This window comes from Mycobacterium sp. 1482292.6 (assembly GCF_001672995.1).
GTDB lineage: Bacteria > Actinomycetota > Actinomycetes > Mycobacteriales > Mycobacteriaceae > Mycobacterium > Mycobacterium europaeum_A.
Genome location: NZ_LZKV01000048.1, coordinates 49,576 through 76,260 on the forward strand (window position 1 = coordinate 49,576; position 26,685 = coordinate 76,260).

At 66.2% G+C, this 26,685-nt stretch carries 27 protein-coding genes and 2 tRNA genes; 13 read left to right on the forward strand and 16 right to left on the reverse strand.

Annotated features, from left to right (window positions below):
• Positions 1-15: 15 nt before the first annotated feature.
• Positions 16-759, reverse strand: a complete 744-nt coding sequence (locus A5624_RS03900; protein WP_066861801.1) for a DUF881 domain-containing protein — start codon at positions 757-759, stop codon at positions 16-18.
• 129 nt (positions 760-888) lie between these two features.
• Here A5624_RS03900 and crgA point away from each other — a divergent pair, with 129 nt between their 5' ends.
• Positions 889-1,170: a cell division protein CrgA gene (gene crgA, locus A5624_RS03905; protein ID WP_066861804.1), complete on the forward strand. Its 282-nt coding sequence runs from the start codon at positions 889-891 to the stop codon at positions 1,168-1,170.
• Between the two features lie 155 nt (positions 1,171-1,325).
• Positions 1,326-1,751, forward strand: a complete 426-nt coding sequence (locus A5624_RS03910) for a PH domain-containing protein (RefSeq protein ID WP_066861807.1) — start codon at positions 1,326-1,328, stop codon at positions 1,749-1,751.
• 23 nt (positions 1,752-1,774) lie between these two features.
• Here A5624_RS03910 and A5624_RS03915 read toward each other — a convergent pair whose 3' ends face one another.
• Complete coding sequence (locus tag A5624_RS03915; protein ID WP_066861810.1) at positions 1,775-2,323, reverse strand: peptidylprolyl isomerase; 549 nt, start codon at positions 2,321-2,323, stop codon at positions 1,775-1,777.
• Positions 2,324-2,483: 160 nt separating this feature from the next.
• Between A5624_RS03915 and cwsA the strand changes: the two genes are divergently transcribed.
• Positions 2,484-2,918 (forward strand): cell wall synthesis protein CwsA, encoded by a 435-nt coding sequence (cwsA, locus tag A5624_RS03920; RefSeq protein WP_066861813.1) that lies wholly within the window; start codon positions 2,484-2,486, stop codon positions 2,916-2,918.
• Position 2,919: 1 nt separating this feature from the next.
• On the opposite strand, the gene A5624_RS03925 is transcribed toward cwsA, so the two are convergent.
• Positions 2,920-4,134, reverse strand: coding sequence for a cytochrome P450 (locus tag A5624_RS03925; RefSeq protein WP_066861816.1), 1,215 nt, complete (start codon positions 4,132-4,134; stop codon positions 2,920-2,922).
• Positions 4,135-4,330: 196 nt separating this feature from the next.
• Between A5624_RS03925 and A5624_RS03930 the strand changes: the two genes are divergently transcribed.
• Complete coding sequence (locus A5624_RS03930; protein ID WP_066861819.1) at positions 4,331-4,894, forward strand: TetR/AcrR family transcriptional regulator; 564 nt, start codon at positions 4,331-4,333, stop codon at positions 4,892-4,894.
• A 4-nt stretch (positions 4,895-4,898) separates the two neighbouring features.
• Here the strand turns inward: A5624_RS03930 and A5624_RS03935 are convergent.
• The 9 genes from A5624_RS03935 to dnaA all read right to left on the reverse strand — a co-directional run bounded on the left by A5624_RS03935 (position 4,899) and on the right by dnaA (position 16,101).
• Positions 4,899-4,971: transfer RNA gene (locus tag A5624_RS03935), tRNA-Ala, on the reverse strand.
• Positions 4,972-5,119: 148 nt separating this feature from the next.
• Positions 5,120-5,193: transfer RNA gene (locus A5624_RS03940), tRNA-Ile, on the reverse strand.
• Between the two features lie 71 nt (positions 5,194-5,264).
• Positions 5,265-6,152 carry a DUF3566 domain-containing protein gene (locus tag A5624_RS03945; RefSeq protein ID WP_066861822.1) on the reverse strand — a complete coding sequence of 296 codons (888 nt, stop codon included), beginning with the start codon at positions 6,150-6,152 and terminating at the stop codon, positions 5,265-5,267.
• A gap of 78 nt (positions 6,153-6,230) precedes the next feature.
• Positions 6,231-8,750, reverse strand: coding sequence for a DNA gyrase subunit A (gyrA, locus tag A5624_RS03950; protein WP_066861826.1), 2,520 nt, complete (start codon positions 8,748-8,750; stop codon positions 6,231-6,233).
• A 50-nt stretch (positions 8,751-8,800) separates the two neighbouring features.
• A complete protein-coding gene (gyrB, locus tag A5624_RS03955; RefSeq protein ID WP_066861829.1) occupies positions 8,801-10,834 on the reverse strand; it encodes a DNA topoisomerase (ATP-hydrolyzing) subunit B in 2,034 nt (677 codons plus the stop codon).
• 256 nt (positions 10,835-11,090) lie between these two features.
• Positions 11,091-11,642 (reverse strand): DUF721 family protein, encoded by a 552-nt coding sequence (locus tag A5624_RS03960; protein ID WP_066861832.1) that lies wholly within the window; start codon positions 11,640-11,642, stop codon positions 11,091-11,093.
• Entirely contained in the window at positions 11,639-12,796 is a 1,158-nt protein-coding gene (gene recF, locus A5624_RS03965) for a DNA replication/repair protein RecF (protein WP_066861836.1), read from the reverse strand. Before recF ends, A5624_RS03960 begins: the two co-directional genes overlap by 4 nt.
• A complete protein-coding gene (dnaN, locus tag A5624_RS03970) occupies positions 12,797-13,996 on the reverse strand; it encodes a DNA polymerase III subunit beta (RefSeq protein ID WP_066861838.1) in 1,200 nt (399 codons plus the stop codon).
• A gap of 569 nt (positions 13,997-14,565) precedes the next feature.
• Complete coding sequence (gene dnaA, locus A5624_RS03975) at positions 14,566-16,101, reverse strand: chromosomal replication initiator protein DnaA (RefSeq protein WP_066861980.1); 1,536 nt, start codon at positions 16,099-16,101, stop codon at positions 14,566-14,568.
• A 598-nt stretch (positions 16,102-16,699) separates the two neighbouring features.
• On the opposite strand from dnaA, the gene rpmH reads away from it, so the two are divergent.
• From rpmH to A5624_RS04010, 9 genes are all read left to right on the forward strand, one after another.
• Positions 16,700-16,843 (forward strand): 50S ribosomal protein L34, encoded by a 144-nt coding sequence (gene rpmH / locus A5624_RS27145; RefSeq protein WP_003874369.1) that lies wholly within the window; start codon positions 16,700-16,702, stop codon positions 16,841-16,843.
• Between the two features lie 23 nt (positions 16,844-16,866).
• Positions 16,867-17,226 (forward strand): ribonuclease P protein component, encoded by a 360-nt coding sequence (gene rnpA / locus A5624_RS03980; protein ID WP_082972030.1) that lies wholly within the window; start codon positions 16,867-16,869, stop codon positions 17,224-17,226.
• Positions 17,223-17,570: a membrane protein insertion efficiency factor YidD gene (gene yidD, locus A5624_RS27150; protein WP_156752945.1), complete on the forward strand. Its 348-nt coding sequence runs from the start codon at positions 17,223-17,225 to the stop codon at positions 17,568-17,570. Before rnpA ends, yidD begins: the two co-directional genes overlap by 4 nt.
• Positions 17,554-18,648 carry a membrane protein insertase YidC gene (yidC, locus tag A5624_RS03985; RefSeq protein WP_066861843.1) on the forward strand — a complete coding sequence of 365 codons (1,095 nt, stop codon included), beginning with the start codon at positions 17,554-17,556 and terminating at the stop codon, positions 18,646-18,648. Before yidD ends, yidC begins: the two co-directional genes overlap by 17 nt.
• Positions 18,649-18,729: 81 nt before the next feature.
• Entirely contained in the window at positions 18,730-19,296 is a 567-nt protein-coding gene (locus A5624_RS03990; protein WP_066861846.1) for a R3H domain-containing nucleic acid-binding protein, read from the forward strand.
• 74 nt (positions 19,297-19,370) lie between these two features.
• Positions 19,371-20,108: a 16S rRNA (guanine(527)-N(7))-methyltransferase RsmG gene (gene rsmG, locus A5624_RS03995; RefSeq protein WP_066861849.1), complete on the forward strand. Its 738-nt coding sequence runs from the start codon at positions 19,371-19,373 to the stop codon at positions 20,106-20,108.
• Complete coding sequence (locus A5624_RS04000) at positions 20,105-21,064, forward strand: ParA family protein (RefSeq protein ID WP_066861854.1); 960 nt, start codon at positions 20,105-20,107, stop codon at positions 21,062-21,064. The genes rsmG and A5624_RS04000 overlap by 4 nt, the downstream gene beginning before the upstream one ends.
• A gap of 23 nt (positions 21,065-21,087) precedes the next feature.
• Positions 21,088-22,074: a ParB/RepB/Spo0J family partition protein gene (locus A5624_RS04005; RefSeq protein WP_066861857.1), complete on the forward strand. Its 987-nt coding sequence runs from the start codon at positions 21,088-21,090 to the stop codon at positions 22,072-22,074.
• Between the two features lie 265 nt (positions 22,075-22,339).
• Positions 22,340-23,101, forward strand: coding sequence for an acetyltransferase (locus tag A5624_RS04010; protein ID WP_066861859.1), 762 nt, complete (start codon positions 22,340-22,342; stop codon positions 23,099-23,101).
• Positions 23,102-23,104: 3 nt separating this feature from the next.
• On the opposite strand, the gene A5624_RS04015 is transcribed toward A5624_RS04010, so the two are convergent.
• From A5624_RS04015 to A5624_RS04030, 4 genes are all read right to left on the reverse strand, one after another.
• On the reverse strand, positions 23,105-24,325 hold the full coding sequence (locus A5624_RS04015) for an N-acetylmuramoyl-L-alanine amidase (RefSeq protein ID WP_066861863.1): 1,221 nt from the start codon (positions 24,323-24,325) through the stop codon (positions 23,105-23,107).
• Between the two features lie 133 nt (positions 24,326-24,458).
• A complete protein-coding gene (trxA, locus tag A5624_RS04020; protein ID WP_066861867.1) occupies positions 24,459-24,812 on the reverse strand; it encodes a thioredoxin in 354 nt (117 codons plus the stop codon).
• The gene (gene trxB / locus A5624_RS04025; RefSeq protein ID WP_066861983.1) at positions 24,809-25,819 is read right to left on the reverse strand and encodes a thioredoxin-disulfide reductase; all 1,011 of its coding nucleotides are present in this window, start codon (positions 25,817-25,819) and stop codon (positions 24,809-24,811) included. Before trxB ends, trxA begins: the two co-directional genes overlap by 4 nt.
• 92 nt (positions 25,820-25,911) lie before the next feature.
• Positions 25,912-26,682 carry a hypothetical protein gene (locus A5624_RS04030; protein WP_066861870.1) on the reverse strand — a complete coding sequence of 257 codons (771 nt, stop codon included), beginning with the start codon at positions 26,680-26,682 and terminating at the stop codon, positions 25,912-25,914.
• Positions 26,683-26,685 lie beyond the last annotated feature (3 nt).

Sequence of the window (26,685 nt, forward strand, 5' to 3'; positions counted from 1 at the left end):
GCTGGTCAGTGGACGTCAGTAGCCGATGGGGCCGTTGGGCTGCGCGAAATGCAGCCGGTCGGGCTCGGCATGACCGACGACCTGCACGTCGGACTTCACCTGTTCGTCGTAGCCGAGGCCGAAGCGGACCACGTATTGCTTGTACAGGAGCACCAGCGGAGCGGCTGCCAGGGCGGCTTGCATGGCCGCCGCGTTGCCGATCGCCGTGATCGTGTACGGCGGGCTGTAGGTCCGCCCGTTGAGCAGCAGCGTGTTGCCGACGCAGCGCGGCACCGACGTGGCGATGATCCGCTGGTCTTGCATCTGGATCGCCTCGGCGCCGGCGCTCCACAGCGCGTTGAGCACGGCCTCGATGTCTTGCTGATGCACCACCAGGTCGTCGGGGGAGGCGTCGCGCGGGAAGCGACCGTTGGCGTCGCGCTGGGCGTCGGCCAGCGTGACCACCAGGCCCGGCCCGTGCACCGGGCTCATCCCCGCCTCGCCCGCGAGTTGCGTGGAACGCCGCAGCATGGCCGACAGTGCGGCGTCCGAGGAGCGGCCGTGCGCGGCATCGATCTTGGCGGTCAGTTGCTCGCGTTGGGCGCTGAGACGGTTCACCGACGACTGCGTCTCACGGACCAGGTCCACCAGGCGCGGGGCGTCGCTGCGGCGGATTTCGGCGCCGCCGGAGACTCCGTGGGTTGCGGCGAGCAACAGGCCGGCCAGCAGACACACCACCGGGACGCCGAAGCGCCATGGCGACCGGCGCGTCTGGATCATCGAGTCTCCATTTCCTGGTCACCGTCCCAGGTGAGTTAGTCTCGTAGCCAAGCTATGGGTGCGACTGCACTGTTTATCGTTGCACCCCGTCCCGCTCACCGTGTCGTTGAGGTAATCCGCGAGGTAATCATGCCCAAGTCCAAGGTCCGCAAGAAGAACGACTTCACCGTCGGCGCGGTCAGCCGCACGCCGGTGAAAGTCAAGGTCGGGCCGTCGAGCGTGTGGTTCGTCGCGCTGTTCATCGGTCTCATGCTGATCGGCCTCGTCTGGCTGATGGTGTTCCAGCTGGCCGCCGTCGGGAGCCAGGCCCCGGCCGCCCTGAACTGGATGGCGCAACTGGGTCCGTGGAACTATGCGATCGCGTTCGCTTTCATGATCACCGGTTTGTTGCTCACGATGCGCTGGCACTGAGCGGGATGGTCGGTGTAATGAATTCATTTCCGGGTTGATTTGGTACGGCGTCAGCAACTTTCCGGCCACCCAATCACACGCGTGTGATTTATCCCCACTGTTGATAGCTGATGTGGATAACTGCATAGCCGGTGGTGGGAGGGGTTAAGGACCGCATGCAGCAAACACAATGGCAGCCGCACACGGCGGGAATCGCTGGTTGTGGAGCCGCGGGCGTTTTGATGGCTATCGCGGCTGTGACCGTGGTCACAGACCCGCCCGGGCGGATTCTGGCGGGCGTTGCCGCGGCGGGTCTGCTCTTGTTTGCCGGCGTGTCGTGGCACGCGCGTCCCAAGCTGGCAATCACAACCGGCGGGCTGATGCTGCGCGGCTGGTTCCGAACGCAGGTATTGCAGCATTCCGACATCAAGATCATCCGCATCATGGAGTTCCGCCGCTACGGGCGCAAGGTGCGGTTACTCGAGGTCGAGACCGCCGACGGCGACCTGGTGCTGTTCTCCCGATGGGACCTCGGGACGGACCCGGTGGAGGTGCTCGACGCGCTCACCGAAGCCGGCTACGCGGGCCGCCAGCAGCCCTGAGCGGCCCGCGGCTGGTGCCGGGTTCAGGAGATGGTGATCGACTCGATGACGACCGGCTCGGTCGGACGGTCGTTGCCGTCGGTGCTCGTCGTGGAGATGGCGTCGACGACCTTTTGCGACTCCGGATCGGTCACTTCGCCGAAGATCGTGTGGCGCCGGTTCAGGTGCGGGGTCTGCCCGACGGTGATGAAGAACTGCGAGCCGTTGGTGCCGGGGCCCGCGTTGGCCATCGCCAGCAGGTAGGGCTTGTCGAATTGCAGTTCGGGGTGGAACTCGTCGGCGAACTTGTAACCCGGGCCGCCGCGACCGGTTCCGGTCGGGTCGCCACCCTGAATCATGAAGCCCCGGATCACCCGGTGGAAGACCGCGCCGTCATAGAAGGGGCCCGAAGAGCCTCCCGATGCGTTCTGCGTCGAGTACTCCTTGGTGCCCTGCGCCAGGCCAACGAAGTTGGCGACGGTCTTGGGCGCGTGGTTTCCGAAGAGGGCGACCTTGATGTCGCCGCGGTTGGTGTGGAGCGTCGCGGTAGCAGTCTGAAAGGGGCTGTTGGTCACGGCATGAGAGTCTGCCACTACGGGTGGGCGTTGCCGCACGCGGTGTCACCCAACGCGGACCGTCATCGAAATCGCCGCGCGCACGCACGACCGACGACGACGTCCCTATGCTGGCAGTCTGTTCAGTTACCCGGTCGGTGTCACGGCCGGCTCGTTCCACGGGACAGAAAGGCGACAGATGAGCGCGAAGGCGGATTCCCGGCTGACGCCGCGGCAGCGATTGGCCCGCGGCCTGAGCTATTCGGCGCAGGGACCGGTAGACCTCACCCGTGGGGTGGTCGGCCTGAGTGTCCAGTCCGCGCAGTCGACCGCGGCGCAGCTGCGCCGCCGGTATCAAGAGGGGCGGCTGGCCCGGGACCTCGCCGCGGCCCAGGAGACCCTTGCCCAGGAGCTGGCCGCCGCACAGGAAGTGGTGACGAGCCTGCCCCAGGCCCTGCAGGACGCACGGCGCGCGCAGCGTCGTGGCAAGCGCCCCTTGGTCTTGGCGGGCGTCGCCGTCGCCGTCCTCGCCGGCGGCGCCGCGGCGTTCAGCATCATCCGGCGCTCGGTGCGGGCGAAGCCCCAGGATCCCCAGTCGCGGCCGCCCAGCGTCGAGGTGCAGCCGCGGCCCTAGATCACCGCACAGCCAGCTGAAGCCGTTCGCGGCGACGGACCAGGACGCTCGGCAGCCATTCGCCGACGTCGGTCGCATCGATCCATGAAGTGCGCTCGAGCAGCATCCGCAGCACGATGTGGGCCTCCAAGCGGGCCAGCGCGGCACCCACGCAGAAATGCACGCCCTTACCGAAACTCACGTGGCCCTTGGCGGACGCGCGATCGAGCCGAAACTCGTTCGGATCCACGAAGTGGGTCGGGTCGCGGTTCGCCGCTCCCCACATCAGTAACAAGTGCGCGCCGGCCGGCACCTCGACCCCACCCAGCGTGGTGTCGCGCCACACGTGGCGGTAATGGCCGCGAAACGGCGACTCAAAGCGCAGCGTCTCTTCGATGAAACTACTTAGCAATTGCGGGTTTTCGCGAAGTTGTTGTTGGATCCCGGGGCGATCGGCAAGGATCCAGGCCGCGCTGCCCAGCAGCGACGCCGTCGATTCTCCCGCGGCACTGAAGAGGGTGAGCATGATGCCGAGCGCTGGCAGCTGTTCAAGTTCACCCGATGTGCAGCGCGCTGCCAGATCGGCGATCAGACCGTCTTCACTGTTGTCGCTTGACTTTTCGAAGTGCTCGAGGACATAGCCGGAGAGTTCCATTGCGGCGACTCCGGCCGCTGTGAGCTGGTCGGGTGTGACGATCCCGTCGAGCAAGGTGGTGGTGGCGTAGCCGAGCCGAATGAGCCTGTCGACATCATCGTCGGGCAGACCCAACAGCTTGCAGACCACCATCATCGGCAACCGGTTGGCGACCGCGCTCATCCACTCGATCTGACCATCGCGCAGGTTCTCCTCCCAGAGAAGGTCCGCGGTCTGTGCGGCGAATTCTTCAATGATCCGAACGCGTTTGGCCGACAAATGGGGTAGCAGGATCTTCCGGTGCATCGCATGAATCGGGTCGTCCGCGGTGGCCAATGTATGCATCGAGGCTCCCGGCGGTCCCATATCGAACGGTGTAACGCTGCCGTCCGCGTGAAACACCATGGTCGCCGTGAGGTTCGACGAAAAGTCTCCTACCCGATCGACGGCCTCAAGAACCGCGTCCCAACCGCATACCGCGTAAAAGACGGAGTCGCCGATGCGGTGCACCGGCGCCTCGGCGCGCATCCGGTCATACAGCGGGTACGGGTCCTGGATCGCCTCGCTGCCGAAGAATCGGATCGCCTTGTCCAACACGGCCATGCGTTTCAGGCTCGATGCAGCTCACCGGCGGGTCAATGGCATGCGGGAAAGTTGAGGAACGTTCGCGGCTCGCGGCCGAACGCCGCTGGCGGCGCCCACCAGTCGCCAGCAGCAACTTCGGCTGAGAAATCTGCGTAGTGAATTCTCGGCCTGAGAAAAGCGTTTCCGTAGCCCGCAGGCGGTGCAGCATGGACGGATGACTGGGAGTGATTGGTTGGTGGGCCGCGACCGCGGTAGCGAAGCCGCCGAACGGATCTATACCGCGGCGGCCGACCTCATCGCCCGCCGGGGATACGAGGATTTCTCGATCGAAGCCCTGGCCGCCCGGGTGCATTGCTCACCGGCGACGATCTATCGCCATGCCGGCGGCAAGGCGACGATCCGCGACGCCGTGATCCGCATCCAGGCCGCCCGCATCGTGGACACCACCCGTGACGCCATCGAGGACCTTCGAGGCCCCCAGCGGGTCGTGACCGCCACCATCATGGCGCTCGAACGGCTGCGCTCCGATCCGCTGGCCCAGCTCATGCGCTCTATCCACGCCGCCCCGGTCAGCGATTGGGTCATCAACTCACCGATCGTGACGGCCCTGGCCGCCGAGATGCTGGGGCCCGGGCACGACGATCCGCTGGCGGCGCAGTGGCTGATCCGCGTTTTCCTGGCGCTGTGGGGCTGGCCGCTCAAAGATGCCGCCGCCGAGCGGGCCCTGGTGGAACGCTTTCTCGGCTCGTCCTACGCGGGAGCCGGGGAAGGGGCGTGACTTGTGGAGCCTAGGGGAATCGAACCCCTGACACCCGCCTTGCAAAGGCGGTGCTCTACCAACTGAGCTAAGGCCCCTCATCGTGACTGGGTGGTTGACCTTGGTCATCCACAGCCACGTGCCAGACCTCGACTCCGCGTCGGGACCACGCCACCGCTGCCAATACGGCGATAAGTCCCAGCGGCAGTGCGAGTCTTACGCAACGTCTTGACGGGCACATGGTTGTGGGCCTAGGAGGACTCGAACCTCCGACCTCTTCGTTATCAGCGAAGCGCTCTAACCGCCTGAGCTATAGGCCCGTACTCGCGTACGGCCGAGCGACGAGATTACCGCACTCCCCGCCCGACTCCCAAAAACGCAGCGTCCACTGCTAGTCCCGATCCGCCAACGTCACCTCGACACCGCCGATCAGATCGGTGGTCAGGTTGTAGACGAAAGCAGCGATGGTGGCCATCGCGGTCAGCAACACGATGTTGACCAGCCCGATCAGGACCGCGCCGCCGAAAATCGTGCCGCTGGACACCAGTTCGCCGCTGCTGCCGCTGGTGTTGTTGAGCAGGTCACCGACGTTGCTGTTCAACTTCGACCACACGCCCATGCCGCCGAGCACCAGGTAGAGGAACGCGACGGCGATCATCCAGACGAAGAACAGCGCCACCGAGAGCAGCAGCGACACCTTCAGGGTGCTCCACGGATCGATGCGGCGGATCTGCATGCTGGCCCGCACCGGGCCCCGCGTTCGCCGTGACACTTGCACCCGGTTGTCCCGGTTATCCCGGCCTTCCCGGCTTTCGGCGGTGGCCGACCGTCCGGACCCCGACGCGCTCGGCGACTCGGCGGGGCGCTCGGGCGCGGGTTTGCGGTGCGGGCCGCGCGGCACTCCACCGGACAGGTCCGGCAACTCGCTCGCGTAGGCCTCGGTCGCAGAGGTCTCGGCGCGGGCGGGCGCGGGCTCAGGCTCCTTGGCGTGCGCCGGAGCGCCGGGCGCCGCGGTGCCGGAGATGAAGCGGTTCAGCCGGGCCTCGACGCCGCCGGCCTGGCCCGAGGGCCGCTTCTCGGTGGGCGGTTCGTTATGCCGAGGACCCGGCTGCTGGGGTCGGGTGCCGCCGCGCTGCCACGGTGGCCCGTCCCCACCGTCTTGGGCGCGGCCACCCGGTGCCGGTGGCGCCGCGCGGCGCACACCGGCTCGCTCAACCGAACCATCCCCGTTGGGGGCATCCCCCTTTTTGGGGGCGCCCGGCTCGTTCGGTGAGGTCACCCCGACTCCTTAGGTCTCCTACTCGGCCCGCCACGCGGCCCGACCGTCATCGGGCTGAGTCTAGTGGCTCGCTACCGACTAGCTGTCCGACTCCGTGGCACCGTCGATTTCCTCGACGACTTCGTCCGCGTTCGCCTCGGCGTTGCGGGCGATGGCCAGCAGCGTGTTCTCTTCACCGAGGTTCATCAGGCGCACGCCCTTGGTCTGCCGTCCCGCCTTGCGGACCTGGCCCGCTGCGGTGCGGATGACGCCGCCTCCCGAGGTGATCGCGTACAGCTCGCTGTCCTCATCGACAATCAACGCACCAACCAGCCTGCCACGCCGGCGGTCGTACATCACCGTCAGGACGCCCTTGCCGCCGCGGCCCTGCACCGGATATTCCTCGATCGCGGTGCGCTTGGCATACCCACCAGACGTTGCCACCAGCAGATAGGTTCCCTCGCGGACCACGTTGAGCGACAACAGGTAGTCGTCAGCGTTGAACCGCATGCCCTGCACACCCGAGGTGGCTCGGCCCATCGGCCGCAGCGCATCGTCGGTCGCCGAGAACCGGATGGACTGGCCGTTGGCCGAGACCAACAGCAGGTCCTCGTCGGCGGAGCAGAGCACCGCGCCGACGAGCTCGTCGTTGTCGCGCAGGTTGATCGCCACGATTCCGCCCGAGCGGTTGGAGTCGAAGTCGGTCAGCTTGGTCTTCTTCACCAGCCCGTTGCGGGTGGCCAGCACCAGGTACGGGGCATCCTCGTAACCGCGGATCTGGATGACCTGGGCGATGCGCTCCTCGGGTTGGAACGCCAGCAGGTTGGCGACGTGCTGACCGCGCGCCGTTCGCGACGCCTCCGGCAGTTCGTACGCCTTGGCCCGGTAGACCCGGCCCTGGGTGGTGAAAAACAGGATCCAGTCGTGCGTGGAGCACACGAAGAAGTGCCGCACGATGTCGTCCTGCTTCAGGCCGGCGCCCTGCACACCCTTGCCGCCGCGTTTCTGACTGCGGTACAGGTCGGTCTTGGTGCGTTTGGCGTAACCGGTCTCGGTGATGGTGACGACGACGTCCTCGCGGGCGATCAGGTCCTCGTCGTTGACGTCGCCGTCGGCGGCGATGATCCGGGTCCGGCGCTCGTCGCCGTGCTTGTCGACGATCTCGGCGAGCTCGTCGTGCACGATGCGGCGCTGCCGCTCCGGCTTGGCCAGGATGTCTTCCAGGTCCGCGATCTCGGCTTCGATCTTGGCCAGGTCGTCGACGATGCGCTGGCGCTCCAGGGCGGCCAGCCGGCGCAGCTGCATGTCCAGGATCGCCTGGGCCTGGATTTCGTCGATGTCCAGCAGCTCGATCAGGCCGGCCCGGGCGATCTCCACGGTCTCCGACGCGCGGATCAGGGCGATCACCTCGTCGAGCGCGTCGAGCGCTTTGACCAGACCGCGCAAGATGTGCGCGCGCTCGTTGGCCTTGCGCAACCGGTAGGTGGTGCGCCGGACGATCACGTCGAGTTGATGCGCGACGTAGTGGCGGATCATCTGGTCGAGGCGCAGCGTGCGCGGCACCCCGTCGACGATCGACAACATGTTCGCCCCGAAGCTGGTCTGCAGCTGGGTGTGCTTGTAGAGGTTGTTCAGCACCACCTTGGCGACGGCGTCGCGCTTGATCTCCACCACGATGCGCAGGCCGACGCGGTCGCTTGACTGGTCTTCGATGTTGGAGATGCCGGCCAACTTGCCGTCGCGCACCTGCTCGGCGATCGAGGTGATGAAGTTGTCGTGGTTCACCTGGTAGGGCAACTCGGTGATCACCAGCGAGGTGCGGCCGCGTGAATCCTCTTCTACCTCAACGACTCCGCGCATCCGGATCGACCCGCGGCCGGTGGTGTACGCATCGTGGATGCCTTGTGATCCGACGATCAGACCGTGGGTGGGGAAGTCCGGACCCTTGACCCGCTCGCAGACCGCGGCCAGCGTCGCCTCTTCGTCGGCTTCGTGATTGTCCAGGCACCAGTAGACGGCTTCGGCCAGCTCGCGCAGGTTGTGCGGGGGGATGTTGGTCGCCATGCCCACGGCGATACCGCCCGAGCCGTTGGCCAGCAGGTTGGGGAACCGGCTCGGCAGCACGGTCGGCTCCTGCACACGACCGTCGTAGTTGGGAATGAAATCGACTGTCTCCTCGTCGATTTCGCGCAGCATCTCCATCGCGAGCGGGGTCAGTCGCGCCTCGGTGTACCGCATGGCGGCCGGCGGGTCGTTGCCGGGCGAGCCGAAGTTGCCCTGGCCGTCGACGAGCGGATAGCGCAGCGACCACGGCTGCGCCATGCGCACCAGCGTGTCGTAGATCGACGCGTCGCCGTGCGGGTGGTAGTTACCCATCGTCTCGGCGACCGACCGCGCCGACTTCGCGTGGCTGCGATCCGGGCGGAACCCGGAGTCGTACATCGCGTAGAGCACGCGCCGGTGCACCGGCTTGAGACCGTCGCGCACCTCGGGCAGCGCACGCCCGACGATCACGCTCATCGCGTAATCGATGTAGCTGCGCTGCATCTCCTGCTGGATGTCGACTGGTTGAATCCGGTCGACGGAGTCGTCGCCAGGCGGCAGCGTGGTGTCAGTCATGAATTCCTCGTTGGTCGGTCAACGGTGGCCGGTCTGAATCGCTCAGCCGTCTAGACATCTAAGAAGCGAACGTCCTTGGCATTACGGGTGATAAAGCTGCGGCGCGCATCGACGTCCTCGCCCATCAGAATGGAGAACAGCTCGTCGGCGGCCGCGGCGTCGTCGAGCGTGACTTGGCGCAGCACTCGGACGCTGGGATCCATTGTGGTTTCCCACAATTCCTTGGCGTCCATTTCGCCAAGACCCTTGTAACGCTGGATACCGTCGTCCTTGTTGATCTTCTTGCCCGCCTTCTGGCCGGCCTCCAGCAAGCCGTCGCGCTCGCGGTCGGAGTAGGCGAATTCGGGATCGCTGCGTTGCCATTTCAGCTTGTACAGCGGCGGCTGCGCCAAGAACACGTGCCCGTGTTCGATCAGCGGTCGCATGAAACGGAACAGCAGCGTCAGCAGCAATGTCGAGATGTGCTGACCGTCGACATCCGCGTCGGCCATCAGCACGATCTTGTGGTAGCGCAGCTTGGCGATGTCGAACTCGTCGTGGATGCCGGTGCCCAGCGCGGTGATGATCGCCTGGACCTCGGTGTTCTTCAGAACCCGGTCAATGCGGGCCTTTTCGACGTTGATGATCTTGCCGCGCAGCGGCAGGATGGCCTGGAACATCGAGTCGCGGCCGCTCTTGGCCGAGCCGCCCGCCGAGTCGCCCTCCACCACATACAGTTCCGACTTGCGTGGATCGGTGGAGCGGCAGTCGGCGAGCTTGCCGGGCAGCCCGCCGAGATCCGTTGCGCTCTTGCGGCGCACCAACTCTCGTGCTTTGCGGGCGGCGATGCGGGCCTGCGCCGACGACACCGCCTTGTTGACCACGACCTTGGCGTCCGCGGGGTTGGCTTCGAACCAGTGCGTGAGTTGCTCGTTGCAGACCTTCTGCACGAAGGACTTCACCTCGGTGTTGCCCAGCTTGGTCTTGGTCTGCCCCTCGAACTGCGGCTCGCTGACCTTGACCGAGATCACCGCGGCCAGGCCTTCGCGGATGTCATCGCCGGTGAGGTTGGGGTCCTTGTCCTTGAGCAGCTTCTTGTCTTTGGCGTACTTGTTGACCACTGTCGTCAGCGCGCTGCGGAAGCCCTCCTCGTGCGTGCCGCCCTCGTGGGTGTTGATGGTGTTGGCGAAGGTGTGCACCGACTCCGAGTAGCCGCCGTTCCACTGCATCGCGATCTCGACCTCGTGGCCGGGACCCTTGCCGTCGAAGTCGATGATGCTCTGCTGGATCGGGCTCTTGGTGCGGTTGATGTGTTTGACGAAGTCGACCAGGCCACCGGGGTAGTGGAAGGTGCGGTGCTTAACCTTATGTGGCGCAGTGGATTCCGCGGCCTTCTCCTCCGCCGACTTGGGCGCTTCGGCGGTGTCGCTGACGACCTCGTCGACCACCTCTTCGTTGCTCACCCGTTCGTCGGTGAGGTTGATGGTCAAACCCTTGTTGAGGAAGGCCATTTCCTGCAGCCGGCGCGCCACCGTCTCGAAGTCGTATTCGGTGGTCTCGAAGATTTCCGGGTCGGCCCAGAACCGGATCGTGGTGCCGGTGCGCTTGGTCGCCTCGCCCTGTTTGAGGGTGCCGGGGACCGCGCGGTCGTAATACTGCGACCATTCGTGGCCGTCGCGGGCGATGTCGACCTCGAGCCGGGTCGAGAGCGCGTTGACCACCGACACACCGACGCCGTGCAGACCACCACTGACGTTGTAGCCGCTGTTCTCGCCGCCGAATTTGCCGCCCGCATGCAGCTGCGTCATCACGACGTCGACGGTGGGGGCACCGGTGGCGTGCATCGCGACCGGAATACCGCGCCCGTTGTCGGAGACCTCTACGCTGCCGTCGTCGAGAATCCGGACGTCGACCTTGTCGGCGTAGCCGGCCATCGCCTCGTCGACCGAGTTGTCCACCACCTCCCAGATGAGGTGGTGCAGACCACGCTCACCCGTGGACCCGATGTACATACCGGGGCGTTTGCGGACGGCCTCGAGGCCCTCGAGCACGGTGATCGCTGAAGCGCCGTAATCGTCTTGTGCCTTCTTCTTCTGGGCAGCCACGGTCGGAATGCTCTCCTTGGGGTTTCATGCGGGCGGTTCCAGTCACCGCAACAGTCGCATCCTGCCAGTCTAGCGTGAACAGGCATCCGCACCGATTTTCTGGCCGCGTTTCTACCCAGCTAACCGCGCCGTGCGCACGATTTCTTTATTCTCGCCGCGTCCCGACGTGCGTCGAGGGGGTCCGCGTCGTCCTGGCGGATTTCAGCGGCCTGTGGACGAAGCGTGATCTGGGGATGCGGGGTCGCCGCCAACCTCCCTAGCCGTACGTGTCGCGCGGCCCTCGTCCAGCGATGTGACGCGGCCCCTTGCGCCAGGAGGGCGCTGCCGGGCCGGTGATCTTCAACGACGTCACCACGCCGTTGCCGACGGCGGCGGCGATCTTGGCCAATAACTGCGATTGAATCATTCGCAGCTGGGTCGCCCACGCCGTCGATTCGGCGGCCACGCTCAGCACACCGTCGTTCAGCGCGGTCGGCACCGCGTGGTCGGCGATCTGATGGCCGACGACGGTCGCCCAGTTGCCCAGCACCGTGCCCTCGGCGACCTGCGCGGACCACCCACGTTTTCTCGCCAGGTCGCGCGCCAGGCTACCCAGCGGCTGCGGGTCGCGTGCGTCAGGTCCCGGCCCCGACCAACTGCGCCGCTGACCCGCGACCCGGCGCGGGGCGGGGGCCGCCGCCCGGCCGCGGCCGGCGTCTTTACCCTGAGCCCGCGCCGCGGCCCGGGCCTCCTCGAGGGTGCGGCGGACCAGATCGATGCCACTCAGGGCATTCGACGGGGCCCGGGGTCCCTCATCAGCACCGGTCATGAGTGCATCTCCGACACCCGGCCCGAGTCGCTGTCACGCAAATCGACGTGCACCTGGCGGGCGTCCCAGCCGGCCGGGATATCTTCCAGCACCGCCGCGGTGACCAGCACCTGTTCGGCGGATTCGGCGACCGTGGCCAGCGCGCGGCGCCGGGCGGCGTCGAGTTCGGCGAAGACGTCGTCGAGCAACAACACGGGTTCGCTTTCTTCGGCCCTCAGCAATTCGTATGCGGCCAGCCGCAGCGACAACGCTAATGACCACGATTCGCCATGGCTGGCAAAGCCTTTCGCGGGCTGGTCCCCAAGCCACAATTCCAGATCGTCGCGGTGCGGGCCGACAAGACACATGCCGCGTTCGAGCTCCGCGTCGCGGCGCGCCGACAACGCCGCCAGCAGGGCGGCTTCCAAGAACTCCCGGTCGGCGCCGGCGATGTCCGCCGCGGCCTGGGCGCCCAGGCTGGAGCGATAGCCGATGGATGCGGCGCGCGATCCCGGGGCCAGCAGCTGGTAGGCCTTTTCGACCTCTGGCGTCAACTGGTTCGCCAAATCGATACGGGCGGCCATTAATTGGGCGCCGTGTTCGGCCAGGCGACTGTCCCACACGTCGAGCGTGTCCAGTGCGCTCTGGTCGCCGCGGTAGCGCGCCCCGGACAGGGATTTCAACAGCGCGGTGCGCTGCCGCAGCACCTTTTCGTAGTCGGCGCGCACCGCGGCCACCGCCGGGCGGCGCACCGTCGCCAGATCGTCGAGGTAGCGGCGCCGGTCGGATGGATCGCCCCGCACCAACGCCAGGTCTTCGGGGGCGAACAGCACCGCGCGCAGCACCCCAATCACCTCGCGCGTACTGCGCACCGGGGAACGATTGAGCCGCGCCTTGTTCGCCCGGCCCGCCGCGATCTCCAGATCGACCGCACACTCCCTGCCTTCGTTGACCACGATCGTGGAAACCACCGCGCGCTCGGCTCCGGCGCGGATCAACGGCGCGTCCGTGCCCACCCGGTGCGAGCCCATAGTGCTCGAATACCACAGCGCCTCAAGGAGATTCGTCTTCCCGAAGCCGTTGGATCCAATGAAGACCGTCCGACCAGGCTGCAATTCGAGGTCGGCGTGTGCCCAGGACCGGAAGTCGCGCAGTCCCAAATGCCGGACGTACACCTAGCCAGGCAACCGGACAGGCATCAACAAGTAGACGTAATCGGTCGGCAGGGCGCTGTACGGACCCGGGCCGGTCGGGTGGCTGTCGTCGCTCAAGGCCGGCCGCAACAGCGCCGGCTTGCCCGGCGTCGTGAAGCCGAACGACACCAGCTCGGAATGGACCGACCCCAACCCGTCGGTCAGATACGTCGGGTTGAACGCGATGGTCAACGGCTCGCCGACGAAATCGACCGCGAGGTCTTCTTCGGCCCGGCCGACATCGTCGGCACCGGCCGACAAGCGCAGCGATCCCTCACTGAATTCCATCCGCACCTGGGCGCCCCGGTCGGCGACCAACGCCACCAGCTTGATCGCCTCGGTCAATTCGGCCACGTTGATGGTGGCGACGGCCGTGTGCTCGGCCGGCAGCAGTTGGCGGAACTTCGGGAATTCCGCGTCCAGCAGACGGGTGGTGGAGCGCTTGCCGTTCCCGCTGATGCCGAGCAATCCGTCTTTCCCGACGCCCGAACCCGCACCCAGTGCCAACCGGACCTCGGAGCCGTCGGCCCCGGTCCGGGCGGCTTCGGCCAATGTCTTGGCCGGCACCAGGACCGCCGCTTCGATGTCCGGCGAGGCCGCCGACCAGGTCAGCTCGCGAACCGCCAGGCGGAATCTGTCGGTGGCCGCCAAAACCACCGTGTCCCCCGAAATCTCAACCCGGATCCCGGTCAACATCGGCAGCGTGTCGTCGCGGCCGGCCGCGATGGCCACCTGGCTGATCGCCTCGGCGAACAAGTCGGCGGGCAGCGTCCCGGTCTCTTCGGGCAGCGCCGGCAGCGTCGGGTAATCCTCGACGGCCATCGTCGGCAACGAGAACCTGGCGTTTCCGCAGTGCAGTGCCACCCGGTTGCCGTCGACGTAGAAGTCGATGGGCTTGTTGGGCAGCGCCCGCACGATGTCCGACAACAGCCGGCCGGACACCAAAACACTTCCCGGAGAAGCGATTTCGGCTGCAACCTGCGCCTCGGCGGAAACCTCGTAATCGAATCCGGAGATCGTCAGGCCCTCATCGGTGCCGGACAGCAGCACACCGGAGAGCACCGGCACCGCGGGTCTGGACGGCAGGTTCTTCGCCACCCACGACACCGCGTCGGCGAAAGACTCCCGCACCAAACGAAATTTCAAGTCGCTGAGGCCAGCCGTCGTCGTCGCCGCGTCCATAGCGTCCCTTCACCTACTCAGCGTTTCGAATCCATTGGCTAGCCTCCCCCCGCTAGCACGGGGCTCCGCCACGAACGCCGATGACATGTGATGAGCCAACGGCGACCGCAACGGCAGTCGAAGAACAACCGTAGATCCTTCGACGCCATCTTGAAAGCTAATCGCAAACCCCGACAACCCGAGCTGACCAAGCCTCGGACGACGAGTGTGCACCGGGCGTCCCCAAGCCTGTATTTCAAAGAAGAACCGATGAAGAGATCTCAGTACCAGTATTAAGGCCTGTGCAAGCTGGGGACAGCGGCCTCTCGGCCCAGCTAGCGCCGCGATCGGCTTGTGCATCGCCGCATGAACACCTGTGGGCGAGGTGTTGGGCGGGTGGGGACGAATGACAACTGTGCACCCAAGCGGTGTTACTACACCGGCGATTAATTGCGTTGTGCACAGTCCTACCCACATCCCCTCGCTGTGGCGGGTGTGACAGACGGGTGTGAAGTTTCTCGAAAAAAATTACGAGCACGCGCAGCGAAAGCCCGGAATCAGGGCCGGGAGCGCCGGGGAGAGAAGAGATTTCAGCGCTTGGAGCGCTGACGGATGCGAGTGGTGAGCTCCTTGACATGATCAAAAACCTCACGCCGCTCGGCCATCTCGGACAAGATCTTGCGCTGCGCGTACATGACCGTGGTGTGGTCGCGGCCGAATGCCTGCCCGATCTTGGGTAATGACAGATCGGTGAGCTCGCGGCACAGATACATCGCGATCTGGCGCGATTGGGCCAGCGCTCGGGTCTTGCCGGGGCCGCGGAGCTCTTCGACCGTGGTGTCGAAGTATTCGGCGGTGGCCGCCATGATGGTGGCCGCGCTGATCTGCATGGTGCTGGCGTCGGCGATCAGATCGCGAAGCACAATCTCGGCCAGCGCCTTGTCGATCGGCGTCTTGTTCAGCGAGGCGAATGCCGTGACGCGGATCAGGGCGCCTTCGAGCTCACGGATGTTGCGCTCGATGCTGCTGGCGATCAGCTCGAGGACATCGTCGGGCACCGCCAGCCGCTCCATCTGTGCTTTCTTGCGCAGGATGGCGATCCGGGTTTCCAGTTCGGGGGGCTGTACGTCGGTGATCAGGCCCCACTCGAACCGCGTCCGCAGCCGATCTTCCAGCGTGGCCAGCTGTTTGGGTGGGCGGTCCGAGGAGATGACGATCTGTTTGTTGGCGTTGTGCAGCGTGTTGAAGGTGTGGAAGAACTCTTCCTGGATACCTTCCTTGCCCTCGATGAACTGAATGTCATCGACCAGCAGCACGTCGACGTCGCGATAGCTGCGCTTGAACGCGACCTTGCGGTCGTCGCGCAGCGAGTTGATGAAGTCGTTGGTGAATTCCTCGGTGGAGACGTACTTGACTCGCATGCCCGGGAACAGCCGCTGCGCGTAATTGCCGGCGGCGTGCAACAAGTGGGTCTTGCCGAGACCGGACTCGCCCCAGATGAACAAAGGGTTGTAGGCCCGCGCCGGCGCTTCGGCGATCGCCAGGGCGGCGGCGTGGGCGAACCGGTTGGAGGCACCGATGACGAACGTGTCGAAGGTGTAGCGGCGGTTGAGGCTCGTCCCGGCGGCGACGGCCGGATCGATCGCGTGCGGCCGCTCGGTGAAGTAGTTCGGCCACCCCGGCTGGCTGTCGGTGACCGTCTCGCCGTTGTCGAACGCTTCGTCGTTGTCGCCGGCCGCGCCGTCGGCGGGGAAGGCAGGTTCGGTTCCGGGGAACGGTTCGGCCGGCGGGATGAGCGCGTCCTCGACGTCGTCGGGCGGGGGAGCGATGCGAACACCCAGTTGAATCTGCTGGCCGAGGCGCCGGCTGAGCGCATCGGTGATGGGTGCCCGCAGATGTCGTTCGATCTCGTTTTGCACGAAGCTGCTCGGCACCGACAGCAGCGCGAATCCCTCGACGATGGTCAGTGGGCGGACAAGATTGAGCCAGGCCCGCTGCTGGGGAGTGAGGGGTGTGACCAGGGTCGTGCGGTTGGCCGTCATGCCGTCCGCAGGAGGCTCCCCGTTGAGCTCGGAAACGACCGCATTCCACACTGCCGTGAAACTGGAACCGGGGTCATCGGTCAACGACGCATCTCCCTGGTTCTCGAACGTCCCGACCCGAGTCACACACGCTAGGCGACAAAGCAACTGTCCACATAGTTATACACAGGTGTGGACAGGATGATCGTAGGCGAGCCACAACCTACCGGCGACGGCTCGCGATCTCCGCGCTGGAAGAGAACCTCGGAAGGTTGTCTAGGCAGCTAGTCGATCCACCATCCTCGCTTCGTTGTCGAGCGCTGCTTTAGTCTAAATCGACTTCGCAGAAGCTAACAGTTTTCCGTTCGGCTGCCAACCGTTCTGCTGCATTCCAATCCGGTCATTTAGGGTACGTGGGGCTTGCTTCGGCTCGTTATGGTAGCCACGTCCGCGGCGAGTGTGACCGAAACGGAAAATCTTTCCGGCAGGCGGGCGCGGCTTCGTTGCGGCAGGCCAGGTTTGACCAGGCGAAGCCTCGTCAGTACCCTCAAACAGTCGCCCGAAAGTCGGCGATACGGCTGCGACCCGAACCACCTGGGGACCGCGCCGGCCAGTAGCACCAAGACCACCTCCGGTCGAACCGCAGACGAGCCCGATGCGAAACGTCTGAGCGGCCGGATGGCAACACAACGAGGAGAACGTCGTGGCCAAGGGCAAGCGGACCTTCCAGCCGAATAACCGGCGCCGAGCCCGCGTGCATGGCTTCCGCCTGCGGATGCGCACTCGTGCCGGACGCGCGATCGTGTCCGGTCGGCGCCGCAAGGGTCGCCGCGCGCTCTCTGCCTGATCGCAACGTCAGGTCCTTCGGCGGTGCTTCCCGCACGCAACCGCATGACGCGGTCAATTGACTTTGACGCGACGGTGAAGCGCGGGATTCGGATGGCACAGCCCGATCTCGTCGTGCATTTTCACCGCGGCGAAGACGGTGACGAAATCCAAGCGCCGCGCGTCGGACTGGTGGTCGGCAAGCCAGTCGGGTCCGCCGTCGAGCGCCACCGGGTCGCTCGTCGGCTGCGGCACGTCGCCCGAACACTGCTGGGCGAGCTCAGCCAATCCGATCGGTTGGTGATCCGCGCGCTGCCCAGCAGCCGCACCGCCTCCTCCGCCCGACTCGAGCAGGAACTGCGCCGGTGTTTGCGACGCGTGCCGGCGGCAGGAAGCAAGCCGTGACGATCTCGACCCGGCTGCGGGCATCGGTTGGCGACGCCGGACGAGCGACCGCCCGCGGAGTGATTTTCGTGATCCAGCTGTATCGGCATATGGTGTCGCCGCTACGTCCGGCCACGTGTCGCTTCGTCCCGACCTGCAGCCAATACGCGGTCGATGCGCTCAACGAGTACGGCCTGATTCGGGGGAGCTGGTTGGCTGCGGCCAGACTCGCCAAGTGCGGACCATGGCATGAAGGCGGCTGGGACCCGATCCCGGACCGCCCCGGATGCCACGTGAATTGCCAAGATGCCAGCGACGCCCGGGTCCCCCGAGCGGCGCGAGGGGAGAGTGAATCTTTTGTTTGATTTCTTCAGTCTCGACTTCGTCTACTACCCGGTGTCGTGGATCATGTGGGTCTGGTACAAGTTGTTCGCCTCCATGCTGGGGCCGTCGAACTTCTTCGCCTGGGCGCTGTCGGTGATGTTCTTGGTCTTCACGCTGCGGGCGTTGCTCTACAAGCCGTTCGTCCGGCAGATCCGTACCACGCGCCAGATGCAGGAGCTGCAGCCCCAGATCAAGGCGCTGCAAAAGAAGTACGGCAAGGATCGCCAGCGGATGGCGCTCGAGATGCAGAAGCTGCAGCGCGAACACGGGTTCAACCCGATCCTGGGCTGCCTGCCGATGCTGGCGCAGATCCCGGTGTTCATCGGTCTGTATCACGTGCTGCGTTCGTTCAACCGGACTACCGGCGGGTTCGGGCAGCCCCACCTGTCGGTGGCGCAGAACCGGCTCACCGGAAACTACGTCTTCACCCCGACCGACGTCGGCCACTTCCTGGACGCGAACTTGTTCGGCGCACCGATCGGCGCCTTCATGACCCAGCGCACCGGGTTGGACGCGTTCACCTTCTTCAGTCGGCCGGCCGTGATCGCGGTCGGGCTGCCGGTGATGATCCTGGCCGGCGTCGCGACCTACTTCAACAGCCGGGCCTCGGTGGCGCGGCAGAGCCCGGAGGCGGCGGCCAACCCGCAGACCGCGATGATGAACAAGCTCGCGCTGTACGTGTTCCCGCTTGGCGTCGTCGTCGGTGGCCCGTTCCTTCCGCTGGCGATCATCCTGTACTGGTTCGCCAACAACATCTGGACCTTCGGGCAGCAGCATTACGTCTTCGGGATGATCGAGAAAGAGGACGAAGCCAAGAAGCAGGAAGCGATCCAGCGCCGGGCGGCGAACGCCCCGGCGCCGGGTGCCAAGCCGAAGCGGAATCCCAAGGCGGCATCGTCGGGTGGCAACGGCTCGTCGACGCCCGACGCCGAGACGGCTGCGTCCGGTTCGGGGAGCGCGGATTCCGATGGGGCCGACGCGCCGGCCGCCGAGGCGAGCGACGGCCCGACCAACCGCACACCACGGCCCGGGGCGCGGCCGAAAAAGCGCAAACGCTGATACGGGCGGAATGACTAACAGGGCCGCCGGGACAGGGCGATCCGAATTGGGCTGGGGCCCATTGATTGAGGGAGAGAAGACATGACAGACGCCGAGACCACCGAGCGCGACGTCGATACCGAACTCGACACGCAATCGGCCGCCGAGGATGCCGCCGAGTCGGACCCGGAGGAGATCGATGATCTGGAGGAGCGCTTGGTCGCCGAGGGCGAGATAGCCGGCGACTACCTCGAAGAGTTGTTGGACCTGTTGGACTTTGACGGCGATATCGATCTGGACGTCGAGGGCAGCCGCGCCGTCGTGAGCATCGACGGCAGCGACGACCTGAACAAGTTGGTGGGCCGCGGCGGAGAGGTGCTCGACGCGCTGCAGGAGCTCACCCGGCTGGCGGTGCACCAGAAGACGGGCGTGCGGAGCCGGTTGATGCTCGACATCGCGAGCTGGCGTCGGCGGCGCCGGGAGGAGTTGGCGGCGCTGGGCGACAAGGTCGCGCGCCGGGTGCTCGAATCGGGCGAACGTGAAGAGCTCTCGCCGATGACGCCGTTCGAACGAAAGATCGTGCACGACGCCGTCGCCGCGGTGGCCGGGGTGCACAGCGAGAGCGAGGGCGTCGAGCCGTCGCGCCGCGTGGTCGTCCTGCACGACTGACCCCGCCAAGTTACAGCCATGTAGTTCCCTCCCGTCGTACTCCGAAGGTTGACAGTGCGCGTCCCGACTAGAGGATGTTTCACGTGAAACATGTCGGTTCCGCCGATGCGGCGGGCTCGGCGGGGGAGGGCGCCGACCAAGGCTCGTCGCCGGACGCGGCGGCCGCCGTCTTCGGTGAGCGGCTGGGCATCGCCCGCCGGTACGCGGAGGTTTTGGCCACCGCCGGTGTGGAGCGAGGGCTGCTCGGGCCGCGGGAGGTCGACCGCATCTGGGACCGCCACATTCTAAATAGCGCGGCCCTCGCCGAGCTCCTCCATCCGGGAGAGCGCCTCATCGACATCGGGAGTGGGGCGGGCCTGCCGGGGATACCGCTGGCGATCGCGCGGCCCGATCTCGACGTCGTCCTGCTCGAACCGTTGCTGCGCCGCAGCGAATTTCTCAACGAGGTCATCGACGAACTAGGGTTAGCCGTCGAGGTGGTCCGTGGCCGTGCGGAGGAACCGGGAGTGCGCAACCGGTTCGGGGAGAGGGATGCTGCGGTGTCGCGAGCGGTTGCATCGTTGGACAAGCTGACGAAGTGGAGCTTGCCCCTGCTTCGGCCCGACGGCCGGATGCTCGCCATCAAGGGGGAGCGGGCGTCCGACGAAGTTGAACAGTACCGGCGTGTGATGGCTGCATCGGGCGCCGCTGATGTCAGGGTGGTGACATGTGGCGCGAACTATTTGCGTCCCCCCGCAACCGTAGTTTCAGCGCGCCGCGGAAAGCCGCCGCACCACAAGCCGGCACGGACCGGAAAGGCCCGAACCCGATGACTTCTCCTGAAGATTGGCCGGTGGCTCACCACGCACCGGAGGACGTTCGCGAGACGGCGGCGCCCGCGCCGGCGGCCAATGTTTCACGTGAAACAACGGCCGAATTCGACACCCCAATCGGGGCGGCCGCCGAACGCGCGATGCGGGTGCTGCACACCACGTACCCGCCGCTGCGCCGGCCGTCCCACCGCCGCGTTTTCACCGTCGCCAACCAAAAGGGCGGCGTGGGCAAGACGACCACCGCGGTCAACCTCGCGGCGGCGCTCGCGCTGCAGGGACTCAAGACCCTCGTCATCGATCTCGACCCCCAGGGCAACGCGAGCACGGCGCTCGGTATCACCGACCGGCAGTCGGGCACACCGTCGTCGTACGAGGTCTTGCTCGGCGAGGTTTCGGTGCACGATGCGCTGCGGCAGAGCCCGCACAACGAGCGCCTGTTCTGCATCCCGGCCACGATCGACCTGGCGGGCGCCGAGATCGAATTGGTCAGCATGGTGGCGCGCGAGAATCGGTTGCGCACCGCATTGGCCGATTTGGACAACCTCGACTTCGACTGCGTCTTCATCGATTGCCCGCCATCCCTCGGCCTGCTGACGATCAATGCGCTCGTCGCCGCGCCGGAGGTGATGATCCCGATCCAGTGTGAGTACTACGCGCTCGAGGGTGTCTCGCAGCTGATGCGCAACATCGAGATGGTGAAGGCGCACCTCAATCCCAAGCTCGAGGTGACCACGGTGGTGCTGACCATGTATGACGGCCGCACCAAACTGGCCGACCAGGTCGCCGAAGAGGTACGCCGCTACTTCGGGAGCAAGGTGCTGCGCACGGTGATTCCGCGCAGCGTCAAGGTGTCCGAGGCGCCGGGCTACAGCATGACCATCATCGATTACGACCCCGGTTCTCGCGGGGCGATGAGCTATCTCGATGCGAGCCGTGAACTCGCCGAGCGCGATTGACCACCATCCGCGAAGGGACGACGATGACGCAGCCGTTACGCAAGAAGGGCGGCCTCGGCCGGGGCCTGGCTTCGCTTATTCCGACCGGCCCCGCGGAGGGCGACTCGGGACCGGCGACGCTCGGGCCGCGGATGGGCGATGCCGCCGCCGATGTCCTAATCGGGGGACCGCCGCCGCAGGACGCGTCGTCGATGGGCGCGGTCTACCGCGAGATCGCGCCGGCCGACATCGAGCGCAACCCGCGTCAGCCACGGCAGGTCTTCGACGAGGAAGCGCTGTCGGAGCTGGTGCACTCCATCCGCGAGTTCGGCCTCTTGCAGCCGATCGTGGTGCGGGCCGTCAAGGATTCCGCGAGCGGCGCGCGTTATCAGATCGTGATGGGGGAGCGGCGCTGGCGCGCGGCTCAAGAGGCCGGGTTGGCGACCATCCCGGCGATCGTGCGCGAGACCGGTGACGACGATCTGCTGCGCGACGCCCTGTTGGAAAACATCCACCGGGTGCAGCTGAACCCGTTGGAAGAGGCGGCCGCCTATCAGCAGTTGCTCGACGAGTTCGGGGTCACCCACGACGAACTGGCGGCGCGCATCGGCCGGTCGCGGCCGCTGATCACCAACATGATCCGGTTGCTCAAGCTGCCGATCGCGGTGCAGCGCCGGGTGGCCGCCGGGGTGCTGTCCGCGGGTCACGCGCGCGCATTGCTGTCGCTGGAGGCCGGGGCGGAGGCACAGGAGGAGTTGGCCACCCGGATCGTCGCCGAGGGGCTGTCGGTGCGGGCGACCGAGGAGGCGGTCACGTTGGCCAACCGGAGCGGTCCAGCCACGCCGACGGCGCCGCGGCGCAAGCCGATTCAGATGCCGGGCCTGCAGGACGTCGCCGATCGACTCTCGACCGCCTTCGACACCCGGGTGACCGTCAGCCTGGGCAAGCGCAAGGGCAAGATCGTCGTCGAGTTCGGCTCGGTGGACGATCTACAGCGGATCATCGACGTCATGTCCCCGCCCAAGGCATGAACTAGGACACCGTGTAATTACGTCACTGTGACACCGGGGCCGCTTTCGCGAGCAGTCCGCCTACCCCCGGCGTCGCGGATCGACGAAATAGCATGCACATCAACAACTTTCGATAATCGGCGTGTCGCGGTCGCAGAAGGCCGGCGGTTAAGGCGCGTCAACGCCGGTGGCCAGGCCAAAGCTGGCCCGATCGCGACCACCTCTCCTATCCTGGAGGGGTTGCCGGTGCAGATGGCTGCAGTACCGCACAGGAGCCAGGAGGCTAGTGTCCGCTCGAATCACGCCGCTACGGCTCGAGGCATTCGAGCAGCTTCCCAAGCACGCACGTCGGTGCGTCTTCTGGGAAGTCGATCCGGCGACCCTCGGTAATCAGGACCACCTCGCCGACCCCGAGTTCGAAAAAGAAGCGTGGCTGTCGATGGTGATGCTGGAGTGGGGCTCGTGCGGGCAGGTCGCGACCGCGGTCCCGGACGAGCGAAGCCAGTCCGAGCCGCCGTGCCTGGGCTACGTGTTCTACGCCCCGCCGCGGGCGGTGCCGCGGGCGCAGCGGTTCCCGACCGGTCCGGTCTCCGCGGACGCCGTGCTGTTGACGTCGATGGGCATCGAACCCGGGCCGGCGGCCGACGATCTACCGAACGGTTTGATCGCGCGGGTGATCGACGAGCTGGTGCGCCGCGGCGTGCGGGCGCTCGAGGCGTTCGGCCGCACCCCGGCCGCGTCGGAACTGCAGGATCCGCGGCTGGTCGGTCCCGACGTGCGTCCGGTACTGGAAGCGGTGGGCGACTGTTCGGTGGACCATTGCGTCATGGACGCGGAGTTCTTGAAAGACGCGGGTTTCGTTGTGGTGGCACCACATACGTATTTCCCGCGACTGCGGCTCGAGCTCGACAAGGGTCTGGGCTGGAAGGCCGAAGTGGAGGCGGCGCTGGAGCGGCTGCTGGAGAGCGCACACCTGGAGCAGCCGGTCGGTGCCGGGTCTACGGCGGCAAATGCGTTGAAAACGTTGAAAACCACCGCGGGTGGTTAACGGCTAAGAACCGCCCAGCTGGCTGGTGCGTTCCACCGACAATTCGTGGGCCAGCAATTCGGCGAAAGTGAAAGTGCCAGTGGGCCGGTCGTTTTTGCCCAACAAATACAGCCGCTTGACCGCGGCCAGGATTCCCTCGGCGATGGCATCACGGGTCTGCGTTGATACCAGCATCGAGCGATCACGCGGGTTGGTGATGTAGCCGACGTCGACCTGCACCGTCGGCATCCGGGTCAGGCGCAGCAGGTCCCACGTCCGGCCGTGCGTGCGGCAATCTCGTAATCCGGTGCGGGCCACCACTTCCCGCTGAATGAAGTCGGCGAGGTTACGCCCGATGGTGGAGACCGAACCGTGTGAGTTCCCGAAGTGGAACGACGCCACCCCGTTGGCGGCGGCGCTGACCTGACTCTCACAGCGCAGGCTGATCATCAGATCGGCGCCGACGTTGTTGGCGGTGGCGGCGCGCTCGGCATCCAGCGGACTGCGGTTGACCGGTCGCGACAGAAAGGTCTCCATGCCGATCGCGGCCATCCGTCCCTCGAGCCGGCTGGCCAAGTCCCACAACACATCTGCTTCACTAATCGGTCCGGACGGGCCCTGCATGATGGCGCCGTGGTCCGCGCCGCCGCGGCCCGGATCGATGATGATCCGCTTGCCCGACAGCTTGGGGCCCGATGAGCGAACGAGCTCTTCTTCGCGGAGCGCGTGTGGCGATCCGCCGCTGACCCGTGAACTCAAAAAGTGAAAGGAGCGCAACGTTTCCGGACCGCAGATCCCGTCGGCGGAAAGCCCGTACTCGCGCTGATACGACATCAACGCGTTGTGCGTCTGCAACCCGAAGTATCCGTCGACCAGGCCGGTGTAGAAACCCAGATCCTGGAGCCGGGCCTGCAGCGTGGCCACGTCATCGCCGAACAGCGGGGCGCCGAATTGGTGGTACAACGTGCGCGCGCCCAACCGGTACGACGCCTCTTTGAGAGCCCGGTAGGTGGCCTCACCGACGATGCCGTCCACCAGCAGGCCGCGATGTTGTTGGAAAGCGCGCACCGCCTGGTCGAGTTCGGCGTCGAAGAGTTCGTGGGCCACCTGCTGGCCGGTGTTGAGATCGTCGTCGGAGCCATCGAGCAGGCCCAGGGAGGCCAGTGTCGCCCGAATCTCGGTCACAGCAGCGCCGCGGTCACCACAGCGCAGCGCGTCGCCGTATTCGCGGCGCGGACTCGACATACAGGGGGCCCTCCGGGACTAACTGACGAGCTCAAAAATGGGCAACAGCTAACCGTATTGTCGCAGACGCTTCGTCAATTCGGGAAAACCCCAGGCTATGCGCGGGGCGTGGTGCGAGGAAATCAAATGAAGATCAGCTGAGGTTGGGAACCGCGTCCGAGAGCTCGCGCAGCAGTGCGGCCTTGCCCTTGGCGCCGACGATTCGCTTCACCGGCTGCCCGTCTTTGAACAGGATCAGGGTGGGAATGGAGACCACCTGGAAGCTCTGTGCGGTTTCGGGGTTGGCGTCCACGTCGAGCTTGGCAACGGTGAGCTGTTCGCCCCGCTCGCTGGCGATCTCTTCGAGGACCGGCGCCACCATCTTGCAGGGGCCGCACCACGTTGCCCAAAAGTCAACCAGCACAGGCTTATTGCTGGACAAGACGTCGGTGGAAAACGACGCGTCAGAGACTTCTATTGTGGCCCCGGCTTTTTCGGCGTCGGTCATTGTGGTGCTCCAATCAATGTGTCGGTACTGCCAGGAAATTCGGTTGCGTCGCCTTGCGCGGCGGCGCTGGACTCTTCGTGGTCGGCGAGCCAGCGTTCGGCGTCGATGGCGGCCGAGCAGCCGCTGCCCGCGGCGGTGATGGCTTGGCGGTAGGTGCGATCCACCAGGTCCCCGGCGGCGAACACCCCCTCAATCGACGTACTCGTGGTGCGGCCTTGGACCAGCACATAACCGTCGGGGTCGGTCTGTAGCACCTCACGCACCAACTCCGAGCGCGGGTCATGGCCGATGGCCACGAACACCCCGGTCACCGGCAACGTCGACACCTCCCCGCTGAGCGTGTCGCGCACCCGCAAACCCGTCACCGTGGACTCACCCTCGACGGCCTCGACCGCCTTGTTCGTCAGGATGGTGATCTTGTCGTTGGCCTTGGCCCGTTCAAGCATGATCCGCGACGCCCGAAACTCCGCACGCCGGTGCACCAACGTCACACTGCGGGCAAAGCGGGTCAAAAAGGTGGCCTCCTCCATCGCCGAGTCCCCACCGCCGATCACCGCGATGTCCTGGTCCTTGAAAAAGAACCCATCACACGTGGCACACGAGGACACCCCGCGACCCAACAACTCCTGCTCCCCGGGCACCCCCAAATACCGGGCCGCCGCCCCCATGGCCAAGATCACCGCACGCGCGCGCACCGTCTCACCCTCGGCCGTGGTCACCGACTTGATTCGACCCTGCAACGAGACCGATTCGACGTCTTCCATCCGCAGATCGGCCCCAAAGCGCAGCGCCTGCTCACGCATCTGATCCATCAACTCCGGACCCGTGATCCCGTCCCGAAAACCCGGGAAATTCTCCACCTCGGTCGTCGTCATCAACGCCCCACCAAACGACGTCCCCTCAAACACCACCGGCGCCAACTGCGCCCGCGCCGCATACAACGCCGCGGTATACCCAGCAGGACCCGAACCAATGATGATCACGTCATGCACAGCGTCGGCGGTCATGAACACCTTTCAAGCGATCGTCTCTGGAACTGTGTAAACGCCAGCGTAAGCACGGCTGTTCCCGGGTGTGTCGCACCACCCATGGCACCACACTAGGGCCGGGGGACCTGGGTGTTGGCCAGTAGCCCGGTATCGGCCGCGCTGCAGTTCGGGGAGACCGCAAACACCGCCAGAACGTGGGGGCTGTCACCGGGGATCACCAGAATGATGCCCGGGCGGGCGTTGATCTGGACCGGTCGCGCACCCAGGACCTGCGTGGATGCCGGATAGCCGAGGCCGGTGAGGCAAGAGGCGCGCCGCGCCGGGTCGCCGAGGGCGCCGTAATCGGGGCTGCGGTCGAGCAGGCCGAGGATGTCGCTTTGCGAAAGCGGGATCTCCATCGGCCGGGTCGACAGCGTGATGTGCTGGATGTCGCCGGGGGTGTCCGGTGCGGGTTCGGGTGCGTGTAGGAGCGCGATGGTGCCGAAGCCGATCGCGGCGAGTACCGCGCACAGGCCGGCAGCTGCGGCGGTGGTGCGGCCAGGGCGGATGCGTGGGCGGGCGGTGTGCGCGGGGGGCGCGGCCGATTCCCCGGACCCGGGACCCGCCGAGCGCAACGTCGCGGAAACCCGGCCGACCACCTCAGGGGGAGGGTCCGGCGCCGAATCGGGGTCGGCGCCGACGGCGGCGACGTCGCGGCGGACCCGGTTCAGGGCATCCAGCACGCCGGCGGCGTGCGGATCGGCGCGGATTTGCCGGCGGACGCGGGCGGCGGCCGCGTCGTCGAGGATTCCGGCTTGTAGGTCGGCGAGGAGTTCGACGGTCAGCGGTGGGTCCGATCCCGCATTGCGGTGATCCGCCGCATCGTCGCCCGCCACATCCATCGG